The 18573-nt window shown below is 73.7% G+C and carries 17 protein-coding genes and 1 pseudogene; 9 read left to right on the top strand and 9 right to left on the bottom strand.

The genetic code is table 11. The features are described from left to right. Positions 1 to 195: 195 nt before the first annotated feature. From ACWDBE_RS15180 to ACWDBE_RS15165, 4 genes are all read right to left on the bottom strand, one after another. A complete protein-coding gene (locus tag ACWDBE_RS15180) occupies positions 196 to 582 on the bottom strand; it encodes a rhodanese-like domain-containing protein (RefSeq protein WP_360251340.1) in 387 nt (128 codons plus the stop codon). After that, positions 576 to 1250 carry a cysteine dioxygenase gene (locus ACWDBE_RS15175; protein ID WP_449808226.1) on the bottom strand — a complete coding sequence of 225 codons (675 nt, stop codon included), beginning with the start codon at positions 1248 to 1250 and terminating at the stop codon, positions 576 to 578. The genes ACWDBE_RS15180 and ACWDBE_RS15175 overlap by 7 nt, the downstream gene beginning before the upstream one ends. Before the next feature lie 200 nt (positions 1251 to 1450). Beyond that, positions 1451 to 1528, bottom strand: coding sequence for a putative leader peptide (locus ACWDBE_RS15170; protein WP_350736542.1), 78 nt, complete (start codon positions 1526 to 1528; stop codon positions 1451 to 1453). Positions 1529 to 1665: 137 nt separating this feature from the next. Beyond that, a complete protein-coding gene (locus ACWDBE_RS15165; RefSeq protein ID WP_449808225.1) occupies positions 1666 to 4848 on the bottom strand; it encodes a hypothetical protein in 3183 nt (1060 codons plus the stop codon). 424 nt (positions 4849 to 5272) lie between these two features. Here ACWDBE_RS15165 and ACWDBE_RS15160 point away from each other — a divergent pair, with 424 nt between their 5' ends. The 5 genes from ACWDBE_RS15160 to ACWDBE_RS15140 all read left to right on the top strand — a co-directional run bounded on the left by ACWDBE_RS15160 (position 5273) and on the right by ACWDBE_RS15140 (position 11518). Next, positions 5273 to 6115 carry a nitrilase-related carbon-nitrogen hydrolase gene (locus ACWDBE_RS15160; protein WP_392871972.1) on the top strand — a complete coding sequence of 281 codons (843 nt, stop codon included), beginning with the start codon at positions 5273 to 5275 and terminating at the stop codon, positions 6113 to 6115. 11 nt (positions 6116 to 6126) lie between these two features. Then, positions 6127 to 7575, top strand: a complete 1449-nt coding sequence (gene hydA / locus ACWDBE_RS15155; protein WP_449808224.1) for a dihydropyrimidinase — start codon at positions 6127 to 6129, stop codon at positions 7573 to 7575. A gap of 175 nt (positions 7576 to 7750) precedes the next feature. Then, positions 7751 to 8764: a TIGR03842 family LLM class F420-dependent oxidoreductase gene (locus tag ACWDBE_RS15150; RefSeq protein WP_449808223.1), complete on the top strand. Its 1014-nt coding sequence runs from the start codon at positions 7751 to 7753 to the stop codon at positions 8762 to 8764. A gap of 220 nt (positions 8765 to 8984) precedes the next feature. Continuing rightward, positions 8985 to 10577 carry an NCS1 family nucleobase:cation symporter-1 gene (locus ACWDBE_RS15145; RefSeq protein WP_449808222.1) on the top strand — a complete coding sequence of 531 codons (1593 nt, stop codon included), beginning with the start codon at positions 8985 to 8987 and terminating at the stop codon, positions 10575 to 10577. Between the two features lie 638 nt (positions 10578 to 11215). Further along, on the top strand, positions 11216 to 11518 hold the full coding sequence (locus ACWDBE_RS15140; protein ID WP_449808306.1) for a hypothetical protein: 303 nt from the start codon (positions 11216 to 11218) through the stop codon (positions 11516 to 11518). Here ACWDBE_RS15140 and ACWDBE_RS15135 read toward each other — a convergent pair. After that, positions 11491 to 11604, bottom strand: a pseudogene (locus ACWDBE_RS15135) (glycosyltransferase); the annotation flags it as partial. The gene ACWDBE_RS15140 and the pseudogene ACWDBE_RS15135 overlap by 28 nt on opposite strands. Positions 11605 to 11857: 253 nt before the next feature. Between ACWDBE_RS15135 and ACWDBE_RS15130 the strand changes: the two are divergent. Together ACWDBE_RS15130 and ACWDBE_RS15125 are read left to right on the top strand one after the other, a co-directional pair. After that, positions 11858 to 12124, top strand: a complete 267-nt coding sequence (locus ACWDBE_RS15130) for a GlsB/YeaQ/YmgE family stress response membrane protein (protein WP_449791654.1) — start codon at positions 11858 to 11860, stop codon at positions 12122 to 12124. A 150-nt stretch (positions 12125 to 12274) separates the two neighbouring features. Then, on the top strand, positions 12275 to 12538 hold the full coding sequence (locus tag ACWDBE_RS15125) for a GlsB/YeaQ/YmgE family stress response membrane protein (protein WP_449808221.1): 264 nt from the start codon (positions 12275 to 12277) through the stop codon (positions 12536 to 12538). A gap of 79 nt (positions 12539 to 12617) precedes the next feature. Here the strand turns inward: ACWDBE_RS15125 and ACWDBE_RS15120 are convergent, their stop codons facing one another. The 4 genes from ACWDBE_RS15120 to ACWDBE_RS15105 form a co-directional block, all read right to left on the bottom strand. Further along, the gene (locus tag ACWDBE_RS15120; protein WP_449808220.1) at positions 12618 to 13541 is read right to left on the bottom strand and encodes an ADP-ribosylglycohydrolase family protein; all 924 of its coding nucleotides are present in this window, start codon (positions 13539 to 13541) and stop codon (positions 12618 to 12620) included. Positions 13542 to 13648: 107 nt separating this feature from the next. Then, positions 13649 to 14236 carry a TetR family transcriptional regulator gene (locus tag ACWDBE_RS15115; RefSeq protein ID WP_449791651.1) on the bottom strand — a complete coding sequence of 196 codons (588 nt, stop codon included), beginning with the start codon at positions 14234 to 14236 and terminating at the stop codon, positions 13649 to 13651. A 67-nt stretch (positions 14237 to 14303) separates the two neighbouring features. Beyond that, complete coding sequence (locus ACWDBE_RS15110) at positions 14304 to 15239, bottom strand: aldo/keto reductase (protein WP_449808299.1); 936 nt, start codon at positions 15237 to 15239, stop codon at positions 14304 to 14306. A gap of 214 nt (positions 15240 to 15453) precedes the next feature. After that, complete coding sequence (locus tag ACWDBE_RS15105) at positions 15454 to 16311, bottom strand: class I SAM-dependent methyltransferase (protein ID WP_449808219.1); 858 nt, start codon at positions 16309 to 16311, stop codon at positions 15454 to 15456. Between the two features lie 197 nt (positions 16312 to 16508). Here ACWDBE_RS15105 and ACWDBE_RS15100 point away from each other — a divergent pair, with 197 nt between their 5' ends. Further along, positions 16509 to 17888: a sensor histidine kinase gene (locus tag ACWDBE_RS15100; protein ID WP_449808218.1), complete on the top strand. Its 1380-nt coding sequence runs from the start codon at positions 16509 to 16511 to the stop codon at positions 17886 to 17888. After that, a complete protein-coding gene (locus ACWDBE_RS15095) occupies positions 17885 to 18544 on the top strand; it encodes a response regulator (RefSeq protein ID WP_392871939.1) in 660 nt (219 codons plus the stop codon). Before ACWDBE_RS15100 ends, ACWDBE_RS15095 begins: the two co-directional genes overlap by 4 nt. Positions 18545 to 18573 lie beyond the last annotated feature (29 nt).

Below are 18573 nucleotides of genomic sequence, written 5' to 3'. Positions count from 1 at the left end.
GCGCCCCGGGGAGGTGGCGCCTGGGTCGTTCGGTCGTTCGGTCGGGTCGTTCGGTGACGGCAGTTTCTAGCGCCCAGGCGTACTTCCGCCCGCGTAGCTGCCCAGCTTTGGACCGGCGGAAACTCTGATCAGACTATGACCTGCATCATCTCCTGTCCTTGATTTACCGCCCCGGCACGCGGTGCGCCCGCGCGCTCAGCCGCCCTGACGGGTCGGCAGGCCGCTGGCCGCCCAGCCGACGAAACCACCGTCCAGGTCGGTCGCCCGATGGAGCCCCAGCTCACGCAGGGAGGCGGCGGCCAGGCTGGAGGCGTAGCCCTCGGAGCAGACCACGATCACCTCGACGTCGTAGCCCGAGGCCTCGGGAATCCGGTGACTGCCCGTCGGATCGAGCCGCCACTCCAGCACGTTGCGCTCGATGATCAGCGAGCCGGGGATCTCCCCCTCGGCCGCCCGCTGCGCCGCCGGACGGATGTCCACCAGCAGCGCGCCGTCCAGCTGGGCCTGGTACGCCTCCCGGGCGCGTGGCCGGTGGACGCCCTCCCGGGCCCGCTCCACCAGGTCGTCGATCGTGGTCACCACTGTTCGGGTCCTTCCTCGGAGGTGCGGACGAGCCCGCCGGCCCGCAGGTCGTAGTGCGCCATCGAGCTCAGTGGCGGCGAGTAGGCGTGCAGGGTGACGGCCGGGCCGACGGCGGTGTTGCGCACGTCGTGCACGTACTCGGGGCCGAAGGCGCGGGTGGTGCCGGCCGGGATCCTCCGGATCAGCAGGCCCTGGTCCGGGCCGCCGAGGGACAGCTCCTCCAACTCGCCGAGGGCGACGGTGAACGCGCCGCGCGAGCCGCCGTGGTCGTGGAAACCGGTGGACTGGCCGGGCAACCAGCTGATCAGCCACACCTCGTGGGCCCCGTCGACGGCCAGCCGCCGGTACCAGCGCTCCTCGGTGGAGAGGCGGACGTGGTGGATCCACTCCTCGGGGCGCTCGGCCAGCTCGCGGACGATGGTCCGCAGGGTGCCGGGGGTGAGCGGCGCGGGGGTGGACTCGGTTGGCGGCGTCGGTGGCGGCTCGGGGTTGGCGGCGGTGCTCGCGGTGCCCGCGTTGCCAGCCTTGCCCGCGTTGTCGGCGGGGCGCGCGGTGCCCGTGCCGGTGCCGGCGCGATGGACGGGGGCGGTGCCGGGGGCGGTGGCGGAGTCGGGACCGGGGCCGGCAGCGGGTCGGGCGTCGGGGCTGATGCTCGGGCTCAGGCTCATGGGGGGCGTCCTCGGATGCGGCGGGGAACGTCGGTGGGATGCGCCCGCCATCCGGCCGCCGTGGACGGGCGCGGGCCGACGGAGCGGCCGGCCACGCACGGGTGCGCCGGGACGGAGGCGGAAGTCAGGACTGCGGGTGCGATCGCGCGGCACGGGCCCTGGCAGACGTCACAGGGCGGGACCGGCGGGGAAGAGCAAGGTCAACAGGCACAGATGGAACTCGCCTGGCGTCGCAGATCGACGTGCAGGCGGCAGACCAGAGTGGTGCCGGATTCCATGCGCCGGATCCTTCCCGAGCGAAGCGGACGAAGTCAAGCCGAGCCGACGGCCCGCCGCCGGTCACCGCCGGTGCCGGGCGGTCCCCTCGGCCACCCGCGGACCGCCCCTCGACCACATGTCGACAACCCGTCGGCCGCTACCCCTCGGCCCGGCCGCGCGGCGCCGGCGGGGCAGTGGCCGACGGTGCCGGCACGGCGTCACCCGCCGGCTGCGCGGGCAGCGACCCGGCGGTGCTGCCCGGCGCGGGGCCGGCCAGGGCCCGCTCGAGCAGCGGTGCGGCCTGTTCGCCCAAGTGGCGGCCGAGCGTCTGGTAGGCGTCGAACTGCTGGTGGTCGAACCACTGGTCGCTGGTGCGGTCGTTCGGGAAGGCCCGGTTCGCCATCGCGTAGGCGTGCAGCTCGTACGGCATGTCGGGTGTCAGCACCGCCTGGAGGACGATCAGTCGGCCGTGCCGGACGGCCCCGGGGCCCTCGCCCAGGTCGGGGTAGTGGATGTCCCCGGTGACCACCGCCCGGGCCGAGAGCCTGGCGGACAGCTGCGCCGCCAGCCCGCGCAGCGGCGGTCGGCGGCCCGTGCGGCCGACCGCACCGGAGCCCGGGCCGCCGTCCGAACCGCTGTCCGAACCGGTGTCCGGGCCACCGTCGGGGCCGTCGTGCGCGCCGTCGTGCGCGACGCCACCCTCGGCGGGCCGGTCGGCGGCGCTGCCCGGGATCAGCAGCTCGGGCTCGTGCAGGGTGATGGCGACACCCAGCTCCTCACGGGCCAGGGTGATCGCGGCGGCCAGGTTGGTGGCGTAGCCGGCGTCCCCGCTGGCGTCGATGCAGACCGCGGTGCGCACCCGGTGCCGCAGCAGCTCGACCAGCCCGAGGTTCTCGTAGTGGCCGCCGTCGGTGGTGAGCAGGAAGCGGTCGTCGGCCGGGAACCGCCCGATCAGCTCCCGCAGTTGGTACGGAAGGCGGCGGACGGCGGGCTGCGCGGAGCGGCGCCAGTCCGGCGGCCCGGACCAGTCCGGACCGAGCACCGCGGGGTTGGGCAGCCAGGTGCCGAGACGCGCGTTGGTGACCGCGAACAGCCGTTGGTAGACCCGGGATTCCCGTCCCATCGCGGAGGAGAAGGCCGCGCCGGAGACGGCCATCGCCGACTGCACGGTGAGGTCCCTGGCGATGTGCGGACGGGTGCGCCGCTCGAGCAGGTCGGTACGCGCGTACCCGACGTCCGGACCGCCCACGTAGTCGTACGAGAGCGAGAAGGAGACCGCCGGACGACCCGGTGGCGTGCGGGAGTTGCCGGACAGGTTGGCTGCCGCCGAGAAGATCACCTGCGGGAAGTCGGGGCGCCGGGCGCCGTAGTGGCTCAGCCAGGTCTGCTCCCGGAAGAAGTGGTACGGGCGGGCCAGCGAACGGCCGCCCTCGGTGACCCGCCGGACCGCGAACGCCGAGGCCAGCCGCAGCCGGTAGAACGGGTGCAGGCTCATCCAGGTCTGGTCGAGGTTCAGCCCGACCGCGACGAGCAGCAGCGGCAGCATCACCTGGACGGCGGCCGGCCAGGCGTACCCGGTGGCGACCGCCCAGCCGAGGGCCAGCAGGGCACCCGCCGTCAGCGCCAGGAGGGCGGACCACACCACGAGGGTCTGGGGGAGGCTGGCGGAGCGGACGCCGCGGGGCCGGACCGCGCCGCGGCCCGCCGCGCCCGGTGCGCCGGCACCCCGGCCGGGCACCCGGCGGTCGCGCCAGAGTATGCCGAGCAGCAGTGCCAGGTAGCTGAGCGCCAAGATCAGGCCGAGCCCCGCGCCGGTCAGCTGCGGTCCCGCGGCCAGGGCCTGCTGGAGCCGCACCGCGCCCCAGGCCAGGCCCGGCACCGCCAGCACCCCGACGGCCAGCAGGGCGGCCAGCCCGAGCAGGCCGAGGTTGACCCGGCGCAGCGCGCGTGGCAGCAGCGCCTGCCAGCCGAGCGACGGGAAGGCCAGCAGCCAGAGCAGCCAGCACCCGGCCGCCGACGCCAGTAGGGCACCGAGGGCCGCGAGCGCCGGCGCCCGGAACTCCAACGGCCCTGCGACGGCCCCGGCGTGGCGCAGCCCGGCCGCCGCCAGCCGGCCCGGATCGGTGAGCGGCACGGCCTGGTAGAAGCGGCTGAGTCCGAGGCCGAGCGTCAGGACGGCGGCCAGCAGCAGGGTGAGGGCGGACAGCAGGCCGCGCAGCAGTGTCCCGAGGGCGACCAGCCATTCCCCGGCGCCGTCGGCGACGTACTTGCCGTGCCGGCGGAGGTGGTCCTCCTCGGGGGAGCCGGGCTCCAGCACGGTGTCGGCCGTCAGGCCCGAGACGGCGCGCACCGGGCTGCCGGGGGCCGAGTCGCTGAGTGCGAGCTGGAGCGCGCCGACGGTGTAGCCGCCGCCCGAGACGGAGACCAGGTAGCGGGCCCGTTTCAGCCAGGGCCGCAGCGACTGGAGCGCGCCGAGCGCGACGCAGGCGGAGCGGATGCCGCCGCCGGAGGCGCAGAAGCCGAGCTCGGCGGGCTCGCGGCCGGGCGGCACCCGGGCGGCGTCGCGCCAGTGGGCGTGCCGGACGGGTGCTTCCCGGGCGTCGGGTGTGGCGCAGGCGCCCGGCGCCGCGTCGGCGGGTGGCGGGGCGGCGTGCCGGGTGGCGATCGGCCAGGGCGGGATCAGTGCCGGCCGGTCGGGGGAGTCGGCGCCGAAGGCCTTCGCGTCCACGCGCGACGGCCGGAGCCCGCGCACCGCCCGGGTGGCCGTCACCAGCAACAGCCCCGCGGCGGCCACCCCGGCGGGCAGGAGCAGCAGCCACTTGACGGTGGCGAGCGCGGTGGCGGCGGCGAAGGGGGCGTCGGAGCCGCCCGTGCCCGGGTGGAGGCCGTCGAGCCCCGCGCGCAGCAGCGCGTCCTCGCCGAGGTCGCAGCAGGCCGCGAGCAGCCCGGCGCCGCCGACTGCGAACGCCTGCGACCGCCGGCGCGCCGGCCCGAGCACGTACCCGCCCAGCAGCGCAGCGGCGGCCAGCGTCAGCCCGTAGCCGCCGATCAGCCAGCCGTCGGCGCGCAGGGCGGCCAGGTGGTCCGCGACCCGCCCGCCGACCACCGCCTCGGCTGCCGTGCGGGAACCGGCCAACTGGAGGGCGACGTCCCGTACGGGCGGTGCCTGGCGGTGGAAGAGCAGCCCTCCGAGGACGAGCGGCAGCAGCGTGCCGAGGGCGAGCAGCAGACCCGCCCAGGCGGGCAGGGCGGGCGGCCGTGCCGCGGGGGCGCCCGCCGCCGTGGGCGCCGTGCCCGTCGGTTCCGCCGATCTCGCGGTGTCCGCCGCGGAATTCCCCACCACCACACCCCCGCTTCGTCGGCCCGATCCCCCGTGATCGGGCCGTGAACTCGTAGGAGACCACGGTGAACTGACGGTTCGTGGTGATCCGCGACGACGTCCACGCGGGTCTTACCCCACCATCGCCGATTGCGCACCAGGAGTGCCTGGTTTCACTCGAACGAGTAAGGGGGCAACTCCCGGGGTAGATCAGCTTTTCACCCCACCCGGGACCGTCCGCGTGTCCGCGCAACAAGATCGCCCCAGACGCGTTTCAGCCGACGTATTGTCAGGCCACCGAGGCCGGGCCTACCGTCTACAGATCGCTTTCTACGCACGTAGACCCAGTGGTTCCCCGAGCGGAACCGCGGGTCGGACCAGCCCCGTCAACCCTCAGACCGCAGGCCCGACCGCACGGCCGGGCCGCGGAGTTGCGGAGGTACCCATGTCGCAGATCGTCCGTGCCGCGCTCGTCCAGACCCGCTGGACCGGTGACCAGGAGAGCATGATCGCGCTCCACGAGCGGTACGCCCGCGAGGCCGCCGCCCAGGGCGCGAAGATCATCGGTTTCCAGGAGGTCTTCAACTCCCCGTACTTCTGTCAGGTCCAGGAGGCCGAGCACTACCGCTGGGCCGAGGCCGTTCCCGACGGCCCGACCGTGCGCCGGATGCGGGACCTCGCCCGCGAACTCGGGCTGGTGATGGTCGTCCCGGTCTACGAGGAGGAGCAGACCGGCGTCTACTACAACACCGCCGCCGTCATCGACGCCGACGGCAGCTATCTCGGCAAGTACCGCAAGCACCACATCCCGCAGGTCAAGGGCTTCTGGGAGAAGTACTACTTCAAGCCCGGCAACCTCGGCTGGCCGGTGTTCGACACCGCCGTCGGCAAGGTCGGGGTGTACATCTGCTACGACCGCCACTTCCCCGAGGGCTGGCGCGCCCTGGGCCTGGCCGGCGCGCAGATCGTCTACAACCCCTCCGCCACCAGCCGCGGCCTGTCCGGCTACCTCTGGCAGCTCGAACAGCCCGCCGCCGCCGTCGCCAACGAGTACTTCGTCGCCGCGATCAACCGCGTCGGCACCGAGGAGTACGGCGACAACGACTTCTACGGCACCTCCTACTTCGTGGACCCGCGCGGTCAGTTCGTCGGCGACGTCGCCTCCGACAAGGAGGAGGAACTCGTCGTCCGCGACCTCGACCTCGGCCTGATCGAACAGGTCCGCCAGCAGTGGGCGTTCTACCGCGACCGCCGCCCCGACGCCTACGGGCCGCTCGCCGAGGCGTGAGGAGCAGCCCGATGACCACCAACGACGTGCGGACCGCCCGCGGCCCGCAGCAGCGCACCGTCGTCCGCGGCGGCCTCGTCATCACCGCCACCGAGGAACTCCACGCCGACGTCCTGATCGAGGGCGAGCGCATCGCCGCCCTCGCCGCCACAGGAAGCTCCGCCGCCGAGGCCTGGACCGCAGACACCGTCATCGACGCCACCGGCCACTACGTCATCCCGGGCGGCGTCGACGCCCACACCCACATGGAACTGCCGTTCGGCGGCACCGCGGCCTCCGATACCTTCGAGACCGGTACCCGGGCCGCCGCCTGGGGCGGCACCACCACCATCGTGGACTTCGCCGTCCAGCCGGTCGGCGGCTCGCTGCGCGAGGGCCTGGACACCTGGCACGCCAAGGCCGAGGGCAACTGCGCGATCGACTACGCCTTCCACACCATCGTCTCCGACGTCAACGACGCGGTGCTGAAGGAGATGGACGCCCTCGTGGACTCCGGCGAGTCCACCTCCTTCAAGCTGTTCATGGCCTACCCCGGCGTGTTCTACAGCGACGACGGCCGCATCCTGCGCGCCATGCAGCGCGGCGCCGCCAACGGCGGGCTGATCATGATGCACGCGGAGAACGGCATCGCCATCGACGTCCTGGTCGAACAGGCACTCGCCGCCGGGAGGACCGCCCCCCGCCACCACGGCGAGGTCCGCCGCGAACTGCTGGAGGCCGAGGCCACCCACCGGGCGATCAGGCTCGCCCAGGTGGCCGGCAGCCCGCTCTACGTGGTGCACGTCTCCGCCGCCGCCGCGCTCGCCGAACTCGCCCGGGCCCGGGACGAAGGCCTCAACGTCTTCGGCGAGACCTGCCCCCAGTACCTCTTCCTCTCCACCGACAACCTCGCCGAGGAGGGGGCCGACGGCTTCGAGGGCGCCAAGTACGTGTGCAGCACGCCGCTCAGGCCGCGCGAGCACCAGGACGCGCTGTGGCGCGGACTGCGCACCAACCACCTCCAGGTGGTCTCCACCGACCACTGCCCGTTCTGCTTCGTCGGCCAGAAGGAGCTGGGCCGGGGCGACTTCTCGAAGATCCCCAACGGCCTGCCGGGCGTCGAGAACCGGATGGACCTGCTCCACCAGGCCGTGCTGGACGGGCACATCAGCCGGCGCCGCTGGGTCGAGATCGCCTGCACCACCCCGGCCCGGATGTTCGGCCTGCACCCGCGCAAGGGCACCATCGCCCCGGGCGCCGACGCCGACCTGGTGGTCTACGACCCCACCGCGGTGCAGACCGTCTCCGCCGCGACCCACCACATGAACGTGGACTACTCGGCCTACGAGGGCCGCCGACTCACCGGCCGGGCACGGACGGTGATGTCGCGCGGCACCGTCGTGCTGGACGGCGGCCACTGGCTGGGCCGGGCCGGCCACGGCACCTTCCTGCGCCGGGACACCTGCCAGTACCTGCTCTGACACCACCTCAGCTTCCCGTCCCTTCCATCTCTCCTGCCCCTCTCGTTCCTCCCGTCCGGAACGTCCGCCCGCCTCTCCCGCTCTGGACGTCCACCCGCCGCCGCCCGCGCGCTCGTCGCTCCGACCCGACCGGCGACCGGGCGGCGGCGGTCGAAACCCTTACCTGGAGCCCCTCATGGACATCGGCCTCGTCCTTCAGACCGACCCGCCCGCCCGGCTGCTCATCGACCGGATGATCCGCGCCGAGCGGGCCGGGTTCAGCCACGGCTGGACCTTCGACTCCTGCGTGCTGTGGCAGGAGCCCTTCGTCATCTACAGCCGGATCCTCGCGGAGACCGAGCGGATGGTCGTGGGCCCGATGGTCACCAACCCCTCCACCCGCACCTGGGAGGTGACCGCCTCCATGTTCGCCACGCTCAACGACATGTACGGAAACCGGACCGTCTGCGGCATCGGCCGCGGCGACTCCGCCATGCGGGTCGCCGGACGACGCCCCGCCACCCTCGCCCGGCTCTCCGAAGCCATGCACGCCATCAAGGAGTTGGCCGAGGGGCGCACCGCCGAGGTGGACGGCACCGAGATGCGCCTGCCGTGGGTCGGCGCCGGTGCCTCCCTGCCGATCTGGATGGGGGCGTACGGGCCGAAGGCGCTGAACCTGACCGGACGTCAGGCAAACGGTTTCATCCTGCAGTTGGCCGACCCCTACCTCACGGAGTTCATGGTGAAGGCGGTACGGGCCGCCGCCGTCGAGGCCGGCCGGGACCCGGACTCGATCACCATCTGCGTAGCCGCCCCCGCCTACGTCACCGCGGACGACTCGCCCGAGGCGCTCGCCCACGCCCGGGAGCAGTGCCGCTGGTTCGGCGGCATGGTCGGCAACCACGTGGCCGACCTGGTCAGTCACTACGGCGAGCACTCCGACCTGGTGCCGGAGGCGCTCACCGACTACATCAAGGGCCGCCAGGGCTACGACTACAGTCACCACGGGCGGGCCGGGAACCCCGATACGGCCTTCGTCCCCGACGAGATCGTGGACCGCTTCTGCCTGATCGGCCCGGTGGAGGCGCAGCGGGCCCGGCTGGCGGAGCTCCGCTCGCTCGGCGTCGACCAGTTCGCCGTCTATGCCATGCACGACGCCATCGAGGCGACCATCGACGCGTACGGGACGGACGTCATCCCGCACCTGTGACGCCCTGTTCGTGATGTTCTGCCTGTGATGTTCCGTGTGATGCCCCTCCGGCTGCGGTGCCGACTCGCTGCGGTGGCGACCCGGTGTGGTGCCGATCCGCTGCGGTGGCGACCCGCTGTGGTGTCGATCCCGAGCCGGCTGGTGAACCTGCCCGAGAATCCGCCTGTGACCTCCATCTGAGCCCAGCCGCGGACTCGCCCGCGGCGGACGGGAGTTGCCCATGCCCGACACCGCGACCAGTGGCGGAAGACAGTGGCACCACCCCGACGGCCGGGTCGAACTGGACCCGGCCGCCGGGGAACTGCCCCCCAACGGCTTCACCAGCGACGACCTGCGGCCGGTCCCGGTGGCGCGGCGCACCTGGACCACGTACAACTTCCTCGCGCTCTGGGTCGGCATGGCCCACAACATCCCGTCCTGGACGCTGGCTTCAGGCCTCGTCACGCTCGGCATGGACTGGAAGCAGGCGGTGCTGACCATCGCGCTCGCCAACCTCCTCGTGCTCATACCGATGCTGCTCACCGGCCACGCCGGAACGAAGTACGGCATCCCGTTCCCGGTGTTCGCCCGCGTCGCCTTCGGGCTGCGCGGCGCCAACCTGCCCGCCCTGCTGCGGGCGGCGGTGGCCTGTGCCTGGTTCGGCATCCAGACCTGGATCGGCGGCGAGGGCATCTTCCTGCTGGCCGGCAAGCTGTTCGGTGAATCCTGGCGCACGGCCGGTGAGTTCGGCGGCTACCCGTGGACGCAGTGGCTCTCGTTCCTGCTGTTCTGGCTGATCGAGATGGCCGTCATCGCGCGGGGGATGGAGGCGCTGCGGCGGTTCGAGAACTGGGCGGCGCCGTTCGTCATCGTCGGCGCGCTCGCGCTGCTGGTGTGGATCACCGTCAAGGCGGGCGGGCTCGGGCCGCTGCTGGACCAGCCGTCCAGGCTGGGGTGGGGCGGCGGTTTCTGGAAGGTCTTCTTCCCGGCTCTGATGGGCATGATCGGGTTCTGGTCCACCCTCTCGCTGAACATTCCCGACTTCACCCGCTTCGGCGGCAGCCAGCGGGCCCAGATCCGCGGGCAGGCACTCGGCCTGCCGACCACGATGACGCTGTTCGCCTTCCTGTCCGTGCTGGTCACCTCGGGCTCCGAGGCGGTCTACGGGGCGCCGGTGTGGGACCCGATCCAACTGGCCGCCAAGATGGAGAACCCGATCGGCATCCTGTTCGCGCTGCTGACCGTGCTGGTCGCGACGCTGTCGGTGAACATCGCCGCCAACGTCGTCTCACCCGCCTACGACCTGGCCAACCTGCTGCCGCGCCTCGTGACCTTCCGGACCGGGGCGCTGATCACGGGAGTGGTCGGGATCGCGATCTTCCCGTGGCGGCTGATCTCCGACCCCCACGTGTACATCTTCACCTGGCTGGGCGTGGTCGGCGGCCTGCTCGGCACGGTCGGAGGAGTGCTGATCGCCGACTACTGGGCGCTTCGCCGCACCCGCCTCCGGCTCGCCGAGCTGTACCGGCCGGGCGGGGCCTACTGGTACGCGGCCGGCTGGAACTGGCGGGCCGTCGCGGCGCTGCTGGTGGGCGGGGTGCTGGCCGTCGGCGGCTCGTACTCCGCCCTCGACGCCGACGGCGCCGAGCAGGGCCCCTTTCCGGCCGACGGTCTGATCCCCGTCCTCAAGCCGCTCGCCGACTACGGCTGGGCCGTCGGGCTGACGGCGGCGGCCGTGGTGTACCTGGGGCTGACCGGGGTGTGCGGGAGAGGGGCGTCGGGAGGGAGTGGGGCGCTGACGGATGACGGAAGGCGGATGACGGGTGGCGGCTGACAGATGACGGGTGCCCGCGGACGGCTGACAGATTTTGAAATTTGTCAGCCGTCCGCTGTTCGCCGTCCGCTGTCGGCTGCCACTCGTCACCCGGGCCGTTGCCGCCACCCGTTCGACGGCGGTCAGGACCTTGGCCGCACCGTCCTCGGCGGCCAGGGCGGCGGCGACGGCTTGGCCGCGGGCCCGGTAGCGGGGGTCGTCGAGGGCGAGGCGCAGGGCGGAGGCGAGGCGGGCAGGGGTGAGGGCAGCGCAGGGGGACGGGGCCGGGGGAGACCCCGAGCAGGGCCAGCGGGGCGGACCAGAACGGCGCGTCGAGCTGGGCCGGCACGGGCACGGTGGGCGTCCCGGAGCGGAGGGCGGCGGCCGTGGTGCCGGCGTCCGCGTGGTGGACCACGGCGGCGGTGCGCGGGAAGAGCCAGTCGTGCCAGCACGGGGCGGTCACGACGGGCCCGGGCGACGCCGAGCGGCGGCAGGCCGAGTCGCCGGCGCAGTCCGCGGACGGCCGGGGCGAACAGCTGGTCGGTCGCGGCCCGGACGGCGTGCCCCGCCAGCAGGTTGCCGGACCGGCCGAGCGATCGGGTGCCGGTGACGGCGGGCGCGAATTCACGGGTGGGGCGAGGGGTTGGAGGTACAGCCCGATGCTGGGGATGCCGGCCGCCTCGGCGGCCACCTGCCCGAGCGCGCTGGTGGTGCTGGTGGTCAGCAGGAGGTCGGTGCCGAGCGCGGTGGCGTCGGCGATGCCGTCGCCGAGGGCGGGCATGAACCTCCTGCCGAGCCGCAGGAGCCGCAGGACGGCCCCCGGTCCGCTGCCGGCCCGCAGCGGGCTACGGCCCGCGGCGGAGGCGAGTTCGGCGCGCGGGTCGACGGGCAGGGGACGGAACTCCAGCCCGGCGGCCCGCACGGAATCGGCGAAGGTGCCGTGCGTGGCGACGGCCACCTGATGCCCGGCGGCCCGCAGGCGGACGCCGAGCCCGGTGAAGGGCGCCACGTCGCCCCGGGAGCCGGCGATGGCGATCAGGATGCGCATGGCCGCGGTATTTCGGCGCGGGCGGCCCGCCGGAAGGGTGCCGCGCGCGGGCGGTTCGGCTCCAGCACGGCGCGGTGCGGCCCGGCGCGGCACGGCCCGGCGTGGCACGTCCCGGCATGGCGCGGGCCCGGCTGGTCAGCTGCTTCGACCGCGGCTCCGCGGGTGCCGGAACCGGGTGGCGTGCGGTGGCGTCCTTGCGGGCAAGAGCGGACGGGACGGGGCCCGTCGCGCCTCGGACGGGAGGGGACTGCGGATGAGCGTCGTCGCGTGGATCGTGCTGGGCCTGCTGGCGGGTGGGCTGGCCAAGCTGCTGCTGCCGGGGAAGGACCCTGGCGGCCTGATCGTGACCACCCTGATCGGCATCGCCGGGTCCTTCGTCGGCGGCTGGATCGCGTCGCACTTCCTGCACCGTTCGGTCACCGCGCACTTCTTCGACGCGGCGACCTGGGTGTCGGCGATCGGCGGCGCGCTGGTGCTGCTGATCCTCTACCGGCTGCTGTTCGGCAACTCGCGCCGCTGACGAAGCAGTTCGGCAGCGGCCGCGGCACGGCGGGTGGCCGGTTCGTACCGGTCCTTCCGTTCGCTGGAACGGCACGGCGTCCTCGTACGTCCTTCCGGTCGGACCCGGGGGCTCGGCGGGGTCGTCAACCGATGACGCAAGGGGCGGCGGATGAGCTGGATGGCGTGGATCGTGCTGGGCCTGGTGTCGGGGACCGTGGCCAGGATGGCGATGTCGAGGGGTGAGCGCGGCCTGATCGGCAGCACCCTGATCGGCATCACCGGCTCCTACATCGGCACCTGGATCGTCTCGCACTGGATGCACGGGACGGTGAGACCGAGCATCCTCGACGTCACGACCTGGGTGTCGGCGATCGGTGGCGCGATGGTCCTGCTCCTCGCCTACCGGGTGTTCCGCTTCGTCTCCCGGCGCTGACCGCCGGGCCCCGAAGCGGGGCCCGGCTTTCCAGGCGTTCCGGTCAGCGGGTGTTCTGGTCACCGGCCGCTGCGCCCGGTCACCGGTCGGTGGTCAGGGACACCTCGGCGACCCAGCCCGGGAGTTGCTCGCGCGAGGTGAGCCACTCGGGCGGCACGCCCGCGAGCCCGGTCCTGGCGGCGGTCACGCCGGCGGCGATGGCGCAGGTGGTGTCCTTGTCGCCCCAGCCCTCCAGGGTGTGCCAGACGGTCTCGGGCAGCGAGTCCAGGTGCCCGGCCGCGGACCAGAGGGCGAACGGCACGGTGTCCGGGGCGGAGATCAGCGCCCCCGAGCCGAGCACGTTGGCGGCGTGCCGGACACTGGTGTGCTCGGGCAGCCGGGCGGCGATCCGCAGCCCGGAGCGGACGTCGGTGTCCGGCAGCCGTCCGGCGATCTCGGTCAGCAACTCGGCCCGAGCGGGCCGGTCTTCGCCCCGGCCGCGGACCGCCAGCGCCGCGGCGAGCGCGACCGCCACCGCACCGGCGACCGCCTCCGGGTGGAAGTGGGTGGTGAGCGCCTGCCGTTCGGCCTGCCGGGCCACCAGGTCGAGGTCCTCGGCGAACCAGGCCCCCAGCGGTGCGGCCCGCATGGCGGCGCCGTTCCCGTAAGAGCCCTGGCCCTCGAACTGGCCCGCGGTGATGGTGCGCCAGTCCCCGCCGGTGCCGATCCCGCGCAGCACCCGGTGCATCGACGGGCCGTACTTGCGCCCGTGCTCGCGGGCGTACTCGGCGGCGAACTCCCGGGCGAGCGCGTCCGGTCGGACCTCGCCCCCGTCGAGCAGGTGGCGGACCAGCACGAGCGCCATGGCGGTGTCGTCGGTCCAGTGCCAGGGCGCCGGCCTGACCAGTCGGGCGGCCAGCGCGGCGGGCGCCTCGTCCAGTGGCACTGAGAACCACCGGTCGCCGAAGGCGTCGCCGAGGGCGAGTCCCTCCAGGCTGTCCAGGGCCGGGCGGGCCGCACGCATGTCATCCTCCAGGTGAGATCGACCGTGTGCGGCAGTCTGGCCGACGGGCGGGGCGCCGGCCAGCGGTTTTCCCCCGCTCGCCGGCGGCCCCGATCACTGACGTGACGTCACTTGGCCTTCAGGCCACCGAGAACGAGCCGCCAAACGGCCTCGAACCGGTCGTCGATCCCCGGGGTGGACCAGGTGGCCGCATAGGCCGGGTCGTGGAATGGGCCGGTGGCGTCGAAGACAGCGCGGGCGGTGTTCCGGATGTGGGCGAGCTTGAACTCCTTGCCCTCCGTGCCCTCCTGGACGATCTGCGCGATCTGGTCTACCAGGGTGTCGATGTGGGCTTCCACCAGGCCGCTGTTCTCCTCGACCAGCACCATGTAGGTGGCGAACAGCTCCGGATCGTCCAGCGCCTTCTTCCGCTTGGCCGCGAACAGCGTCTTCAGCCAGCGGTGCAGCCGCGTGGCGGCGGGGCCGCCCTCGTTGGAGATGGCCGCCAGGTCGAAGTGCGCCTGGTCCAGCCAGCGTTGGGTGACGGCCTCGCGCAGCGCGGCCTTGCTGGGGAAGTGACGGTAGACGCTGCTGTGGCTGACGCCGAGGTTGCGGGCGACGTCCACGACGGTGGCCTTGGCCGGGCCGAAGCGCCGCAGGACGTCCTCCGCTGCGATCAGGATCTGCTCGGCGGTGAGTGTGGTGTCCGTGGTCACGGGGAGGTCCGTCCTTGGGATCGTGTGGTCGGGCGTGGCGGTCGGGGTGTGGGGCTGGGTGGTGCGGTCAGCGTTCGCTGTCCAGGTGGGCCATCTGTGCGGCGCCGTACCGGTCGCCGGCGGCGGAGCCGGCGGGTACGGCGGCCTCGATGGCGGCGAGGTCGGCCTCGGTCAGCGTGACGTCGAGTGCGCCGAGGGCCTCGGTCAGGCGGTCCCGGCGGCGGGCGCCGACCAGCGGGACGACGTCCTGCCCGCGCGAGGCCACCCAGGCGATGGCGATCTGGGCGACGGTCGTGCCCCGGGCGGCGGCGATCTCGCGCAGGGCCTCGACCAGCGCCAGGTTGTGGGCCAGGTTCTCGCCCTGGAAGCGCGGGCTGTGGCTGCGGAAGTCGGTGCCGCTGAGGGCGCGGTCCCGGTCCCAGTGGCCGCCGAGCAGGCCGCGGGAGAGCACGCCGTACGCGGTGATGCCGATGCCGAGTTCGCGGGCGGTGGGGAGGACGGTGGCCTCGATCGAGCGGGACAGCAGTGAGTACTCGATCTGGAGGTCGCTGATCGGGTGGACGGCGGCGGCCCGGCGCAGGGTGTCGGCGCCGACCTCGGAGAGCCCGATGTGGCGGACGTGGCCGGCCTGCACCAGGTCGGCGATGGCGCCGACGGTCTCCTCGATCGGGACGTTCGGGTCCAGCCGGGCCGGGCGGTAGACGTCGACGTGGTCGGTGCGCAGGCGGCGCAGGGTGTAGGCGAGCGCGGTCTTGGTGGCGGCGGGGCCGGCGTCGTACCCGAGCCACTGGCCGTCGGGCGTGCGCTGGGCACCGAACTTCACGCTGATCTGCACGCTCTCGCGGTCGCGGCCGCGCAGTGCCTCGTGGATCAGCAGCTCGTTGTGGCCCATGCCGTAGAAGTCGCCGGTGTCGAGGAGGGTGATCCCGGCGTCGAGGGCGGCGTGGATGGTGGCGATGCTCTCGGCCTCGTCGGCCGGGCCGTACAGGTCGGACATGCCCATGCAACCGAGGCCGAGGGTCGAGGTGACCGGCCCGGTGGTGCCGAGGGGGCGCTGGGCGGGGCGGGTGTGAGGGGACACGGGGGCTCCAGGGGGCGGCTGCGGTGCCGGGGAGGCGGGGGCAGGGTGACCCGGGTGCCACTATGGCATGATGGCGAACAGATTTCAAAATCTGTTCGCTGTCGTCTGTTATCTGAAAGTTGAAATCTGTCGATTGTCATTTGTTCGGAATCGGGTGACGCCCCACCTCCTCGCCGCCCGCCGGGTTCTTCGGCCTCGCCGTGTCCCGGTCCGCCGCGCCCGGGCCCGCCGCTTCCGTCGCCGGTGCCCAGGCCTCGCGCCCGCCCGGCGACCGCAGCAGGTGGGCGCGGGCCGGCGGCACGTTGCGCCACACCGTGCGCCGGCCAAGGCCGTGCTCCGCCTCGAACCGGCGCAGCAGCCGCGCCACCGCCCGGTGGCGGGCGCCCTGGCGGGGACCCGAGGTCAGGGTGCGCGCCGTCGTCGTGCCGAGGTACCCGAAGTACGTCAGCTCGCCTCCGGGCACCAGCAGCCGAAGGTAGAGGTCGAGGATGTCCCGCACCCGAGCGGGCTCGAAGTTGGTGAACGGCAGCCCGGACACGATCACGTCGTACCGGTGCGGACCGTCCTCCGGCCGCGCCCCGTCCGGCGCCGACGGCCGGCACTCCGGCAACTCCTCGACCCGGCAGGCCGACAGCCGCAACCCGACCCCGGGGTGCCGGGCGGCCAGGACCGGATCCTCCCGCAACCGGTCGGCGAACCGCGGGTTGGCCTCGACGACGTGCAACCGGTCGCCCGGACGCAGCACTTGGGCCAGTCGGCGGGTGACCACGCCCGTACCGGCACCCACCTCCAGCACCGAGATCGGACGGTTCGGGCGGCTGGTGACCGGTACCACCAGCGCGTTCACCAGCTCGGGGCCGCTCGGGGCCAGCGCGCCGGTGTCGTGGAAGGTGCGCAGGGCCTCGGCGAGGAACAGCAGGTGGTCCCCGCCGACGGGCGAACTGTGGCGGAGGGAAGGGGAGTCGGGGAGGTGGCGGAGCCGGTTCTCGGTCATGCCGTCGACGCTAGGCACGGCGGAGCCGCCGCGAATCGGCCGGTCAGCGGCGCCGACCCCCGACGAAAGTCGAGGGTGCGGGTAGCCGGAAGACAGAGGCGCTGCGCGGCGCAGCGCCCCTAGCATCGAGCCCGAAGTGCCGAACGCCGGCCCCCCGGAAGGCATTCGGAGCGCGAAGCGAGGAAAGGAGGAAGGGCATGCGCAGGAGTGTGCTCGGCTGGTACGAGCCGGACCACCGGGCCGGGATCGACACGTTGCTGCTGATCGGCGTGCTCGGCCTGGCCACCGAGGAGGCCCTGGTCCAGTGGACGCACTCCGACGATCCGCTGCGCCTGCCGCGCACGGCCGTGGCCGCGCTCGCCGCGCTCTCGCTCTTCCTCGCCCGCCGCCACCCGGTGGCCTCGGCCGTGCTGCCGGTGCTCGTCGGCGGGCTGTTCAACCGCGCCTTCCCCGGGCTGTTCAGCGTCTTCCACCTCGCCTACCTCGGCCGGACGGGCCCCGCAATGGCGGGTGGCGCGGTCATCGCGGTGGCCGGCGCGACGCGCGCGGATTCGCTGCTCGGCTGGGTCGGTGCCACCGGGTCCCAACTCCTGGTCCAGGCCGCCGTCCTGGCGGTCGGCCTGTGGCTGCACGGCAGACGGGTGCTGATCCGCACCCTGCACGAACAGGTCGACGCGCTGCGCCGCGAGCGCGAGCTGCGCGCCGAACAGGCCCGGGCCGCCGAACGCGCCCGGATCGCGCGGGAGATGCACGACGTGCTGGCCCACCGGCTCAGCCTCCTGGTGCTGCACGCCGGGGTGCTGCGCGACCAGGCCAGAGCCGGCACCGTCGCCGCCGACCCCGACCGGCTCACCCACCGCCTCGAACTGCTGCGCACCACCGCCGCCCGCTCGCTCGACGACCTGCGCGACGTCCTGGGCGCGCTGCGGGCCGACCACCCACCTGCCCCGTCCGCGACGGGAGTCGAGCCGTCCGTGCCCGCCGGGGGCGGGCGTGTCCCGGCGCCCGCCCTGCGGGACCTCACCGAGCTCGTCGGCGAGGCGACCCAGGCCGGCCAGCGGGTCGAACTCGCCCTCTCCGGAGACCCGGAGGCCGTCCCGACCACCCACCGGCTGGCTGTGCACAGGCTGGTCCAGGAGGCGTTGACCAACGCCCGCAAGTACGCCCACGCCGCACCCGTCACCGTCCGGGTCGGCTACGGGGCTCCGGCGACGACGGTCGAGGTCCGAAACGGCCCGGGCGAGGCGCCGCCGGACGAGCCCAGCACCGGTGGCGGGTACGGACTGGTGGGGCTGTCCGAACGGGTCGGCGCACTCGGCGGCCATCTCGACGCAGGCCCGGACGGAGGCGGCGGCTTCCGGCTCTCCGCCCGGTTACCCGCGCCGGACCGCCCGCCGCGTGCGGCGCCCGACCCGGGTCCCACCCGTGGCGACGGTCCGGCTTCACCACTGCGGGCCGCGCGGCCCCACCCGGGGCGAGTGTCACCGAGCTCGGAGCAGTCCGAGGGATCAGGGCAATCAGAGCGGTCAGAACGGTCAGAGCAGGGCGCGAAGCCTCAGCCGAAGGACATCGCATGATCCGAACGATGGTGGTGGACGACGACGCGCTGGTCCGCCTCGGCCTGGTCGACCTGCTGGCCCAGGATCCGGCACTCACCGTGGTCGCCGAGGCCGCCGACGGGCTGCAGGCCGTCGAACTCGCCGGCAGCCGGCGGATCGACGTCGCGCTGATGGACATCCGGATGCCCAGGCTCGATGGGATCGCCGCCACCCGGCGGCTGCGCGAACTCCCGGACGGCCCGCGGGTCATCGCCCTCACCACCTTCGACCTGGACGAGTACGTGTACCAGGCGCTCGCGGCCGGGGCGGACGGGTTCCTGCTGAAGGACACCCCGCCCGCGGAGATCGCCCGGGCCGTGCACGTCGTCGCCGGCGGCCAGGGGATGCTGCACCCGGCGGCCGCGCGACGGCTGATCGACCGCTACCACCGGGTCGGGGCGCCCCGGTCGGTGACGGCCCGCAGTCGGGTCGCCGGGCTCACCCCGCGGGAGACCGAGGTCCTGCGCGAACTCGCCGACGGGCTCTCCAATGCGGAGATCGCCGGCGTGCTCGGGATGCGTGAGAGCACCGTCAAGGCGCACGTCAGCCGGATCCTGACCGGGCTCGGAGTCGGAAACCGGGTCCAGGCGGCCTTGCTCGCGCGCGACGCCGGGCTGGTGGGCGACGGTGGCTGAGCGAGTCGCTGTCCCAAGGGCACGCCGCC

The organism is Kitasatospora sp. NPDC001132, assembly GCF_053598415.1.
This window is presented reverse-complemented; position numbering and strand designations above follow the sequence as displayed.

What these genes read in the sequence shown, in the direction of transcription:
- ACWDBE_RS15160 (WP_392871972.1), top strand. Translation starts at nt 5,273, where the DNA reads ATGTCGCAGATCGTCCGTGCCGCGCTCGTCCAGACCCGCTGGACCGGT.
- ACWDBE_RS15170 (WP_350736542.1), bottom strand. Translation starts at nt 1,528, where the DNA reads ATGGAATCCGGCACCACTCTGGTCTGCCGCCTGCACGTCGATCTGCGA.
- ACWDBE_RS15150 (WP_449808223.1), top strand. Translation starts at nt 7,751, where the DNA reads ATGGACATCGGCCTCGTCCTTCAGACCGACCCGCCCGCCCGGCTGCTC.
- ACWDBE_RS15175 (WP_449808226.1), bottom strand. Translation starts at nt 1,250, where the DNA reads ATGAGCCTGAGCCCGAGCATCAGCCCCGACGCCCGACCCGCTGCCGGC.
- ACWDBE_RS15095 (WP_392871939.1), top strand. Translation starts at nt 17,885, where the DNA reads ATGATCCGAACGATGGTGGTGGACGACGACGCGCTGGTCCGCCTCGGC.
- ACWDBE_RS15100 (WP_449808218.1), top strand. Translation starts at nt 16,509, where the DNA reads ATGCGCAGGAGTGTGCTCGGCTGGTACGAGCCGGACCACCGGGCCGGG.
- ACWDBE_RS15130 (WP_449791654.1), top strand. Translation starts at nt 11,858, where the DNA reads ATGAGCGTCGTCGCGTGGATCGTGCTGGGCCTGCTGGCGGGTGGGCTG.
- ACWDBE_RS15110 (WP_449808299.1), bottom strand. Translation starts at nt 15,239, where the DNA reads ATGGGCATGTCCGACCTGTACGGCCCGGCCGACGAGGCCGAGAGCATC.
- ACWDBE_RS15145 (WP_449808222.1), top strand. Translation starts at nt 8,985, where the DNA reads ATGCCCGACACCGCGACCAGTGGCGGAAGACAGTGGCACCACCCCGAC.
- hydA (WP_449808224.1), top strand. Translation starts at nt 6,127, where the DNA reads ATGACCACCAACGACGTGCGGACCGCCCGCGGCCCGCAGCAGCGCACC.
- ACWDBE_RS15140 (WP_449808306.1), top strand. Translation starts at nt 11,216, where the DNA reads ATGCTGGGGATGCCGGCCGCCTCGGCGGCCACCTGCCCGAGCGCGCTG.
- ACWDBE_RS15105 (WP_449808219.1), bottom strand. Translation starts at nt 16,311, where the DNA reads ATGACCGAGAACCGGCTCCGCCACCTCCCCGACTCCCCTTCCCTCCGC.
- ACWDBE_RS15125 (WP_449808221.1), top strand. Translation starts at nt 12,275, where the DNA reads ATGAGCTGGATGGCGTGGATCGTGCTGGGCCTGGTGTCGGGGACCGTG.
- ACWDBE_RS15120 (WP_449808220.1), bottom strand. Translation starts at nt 13,541, where the DNA reads ATGCGTGCGGCCCGCCCGGCCCTGGACAGCCTGGAGGGACTCGCCCTC.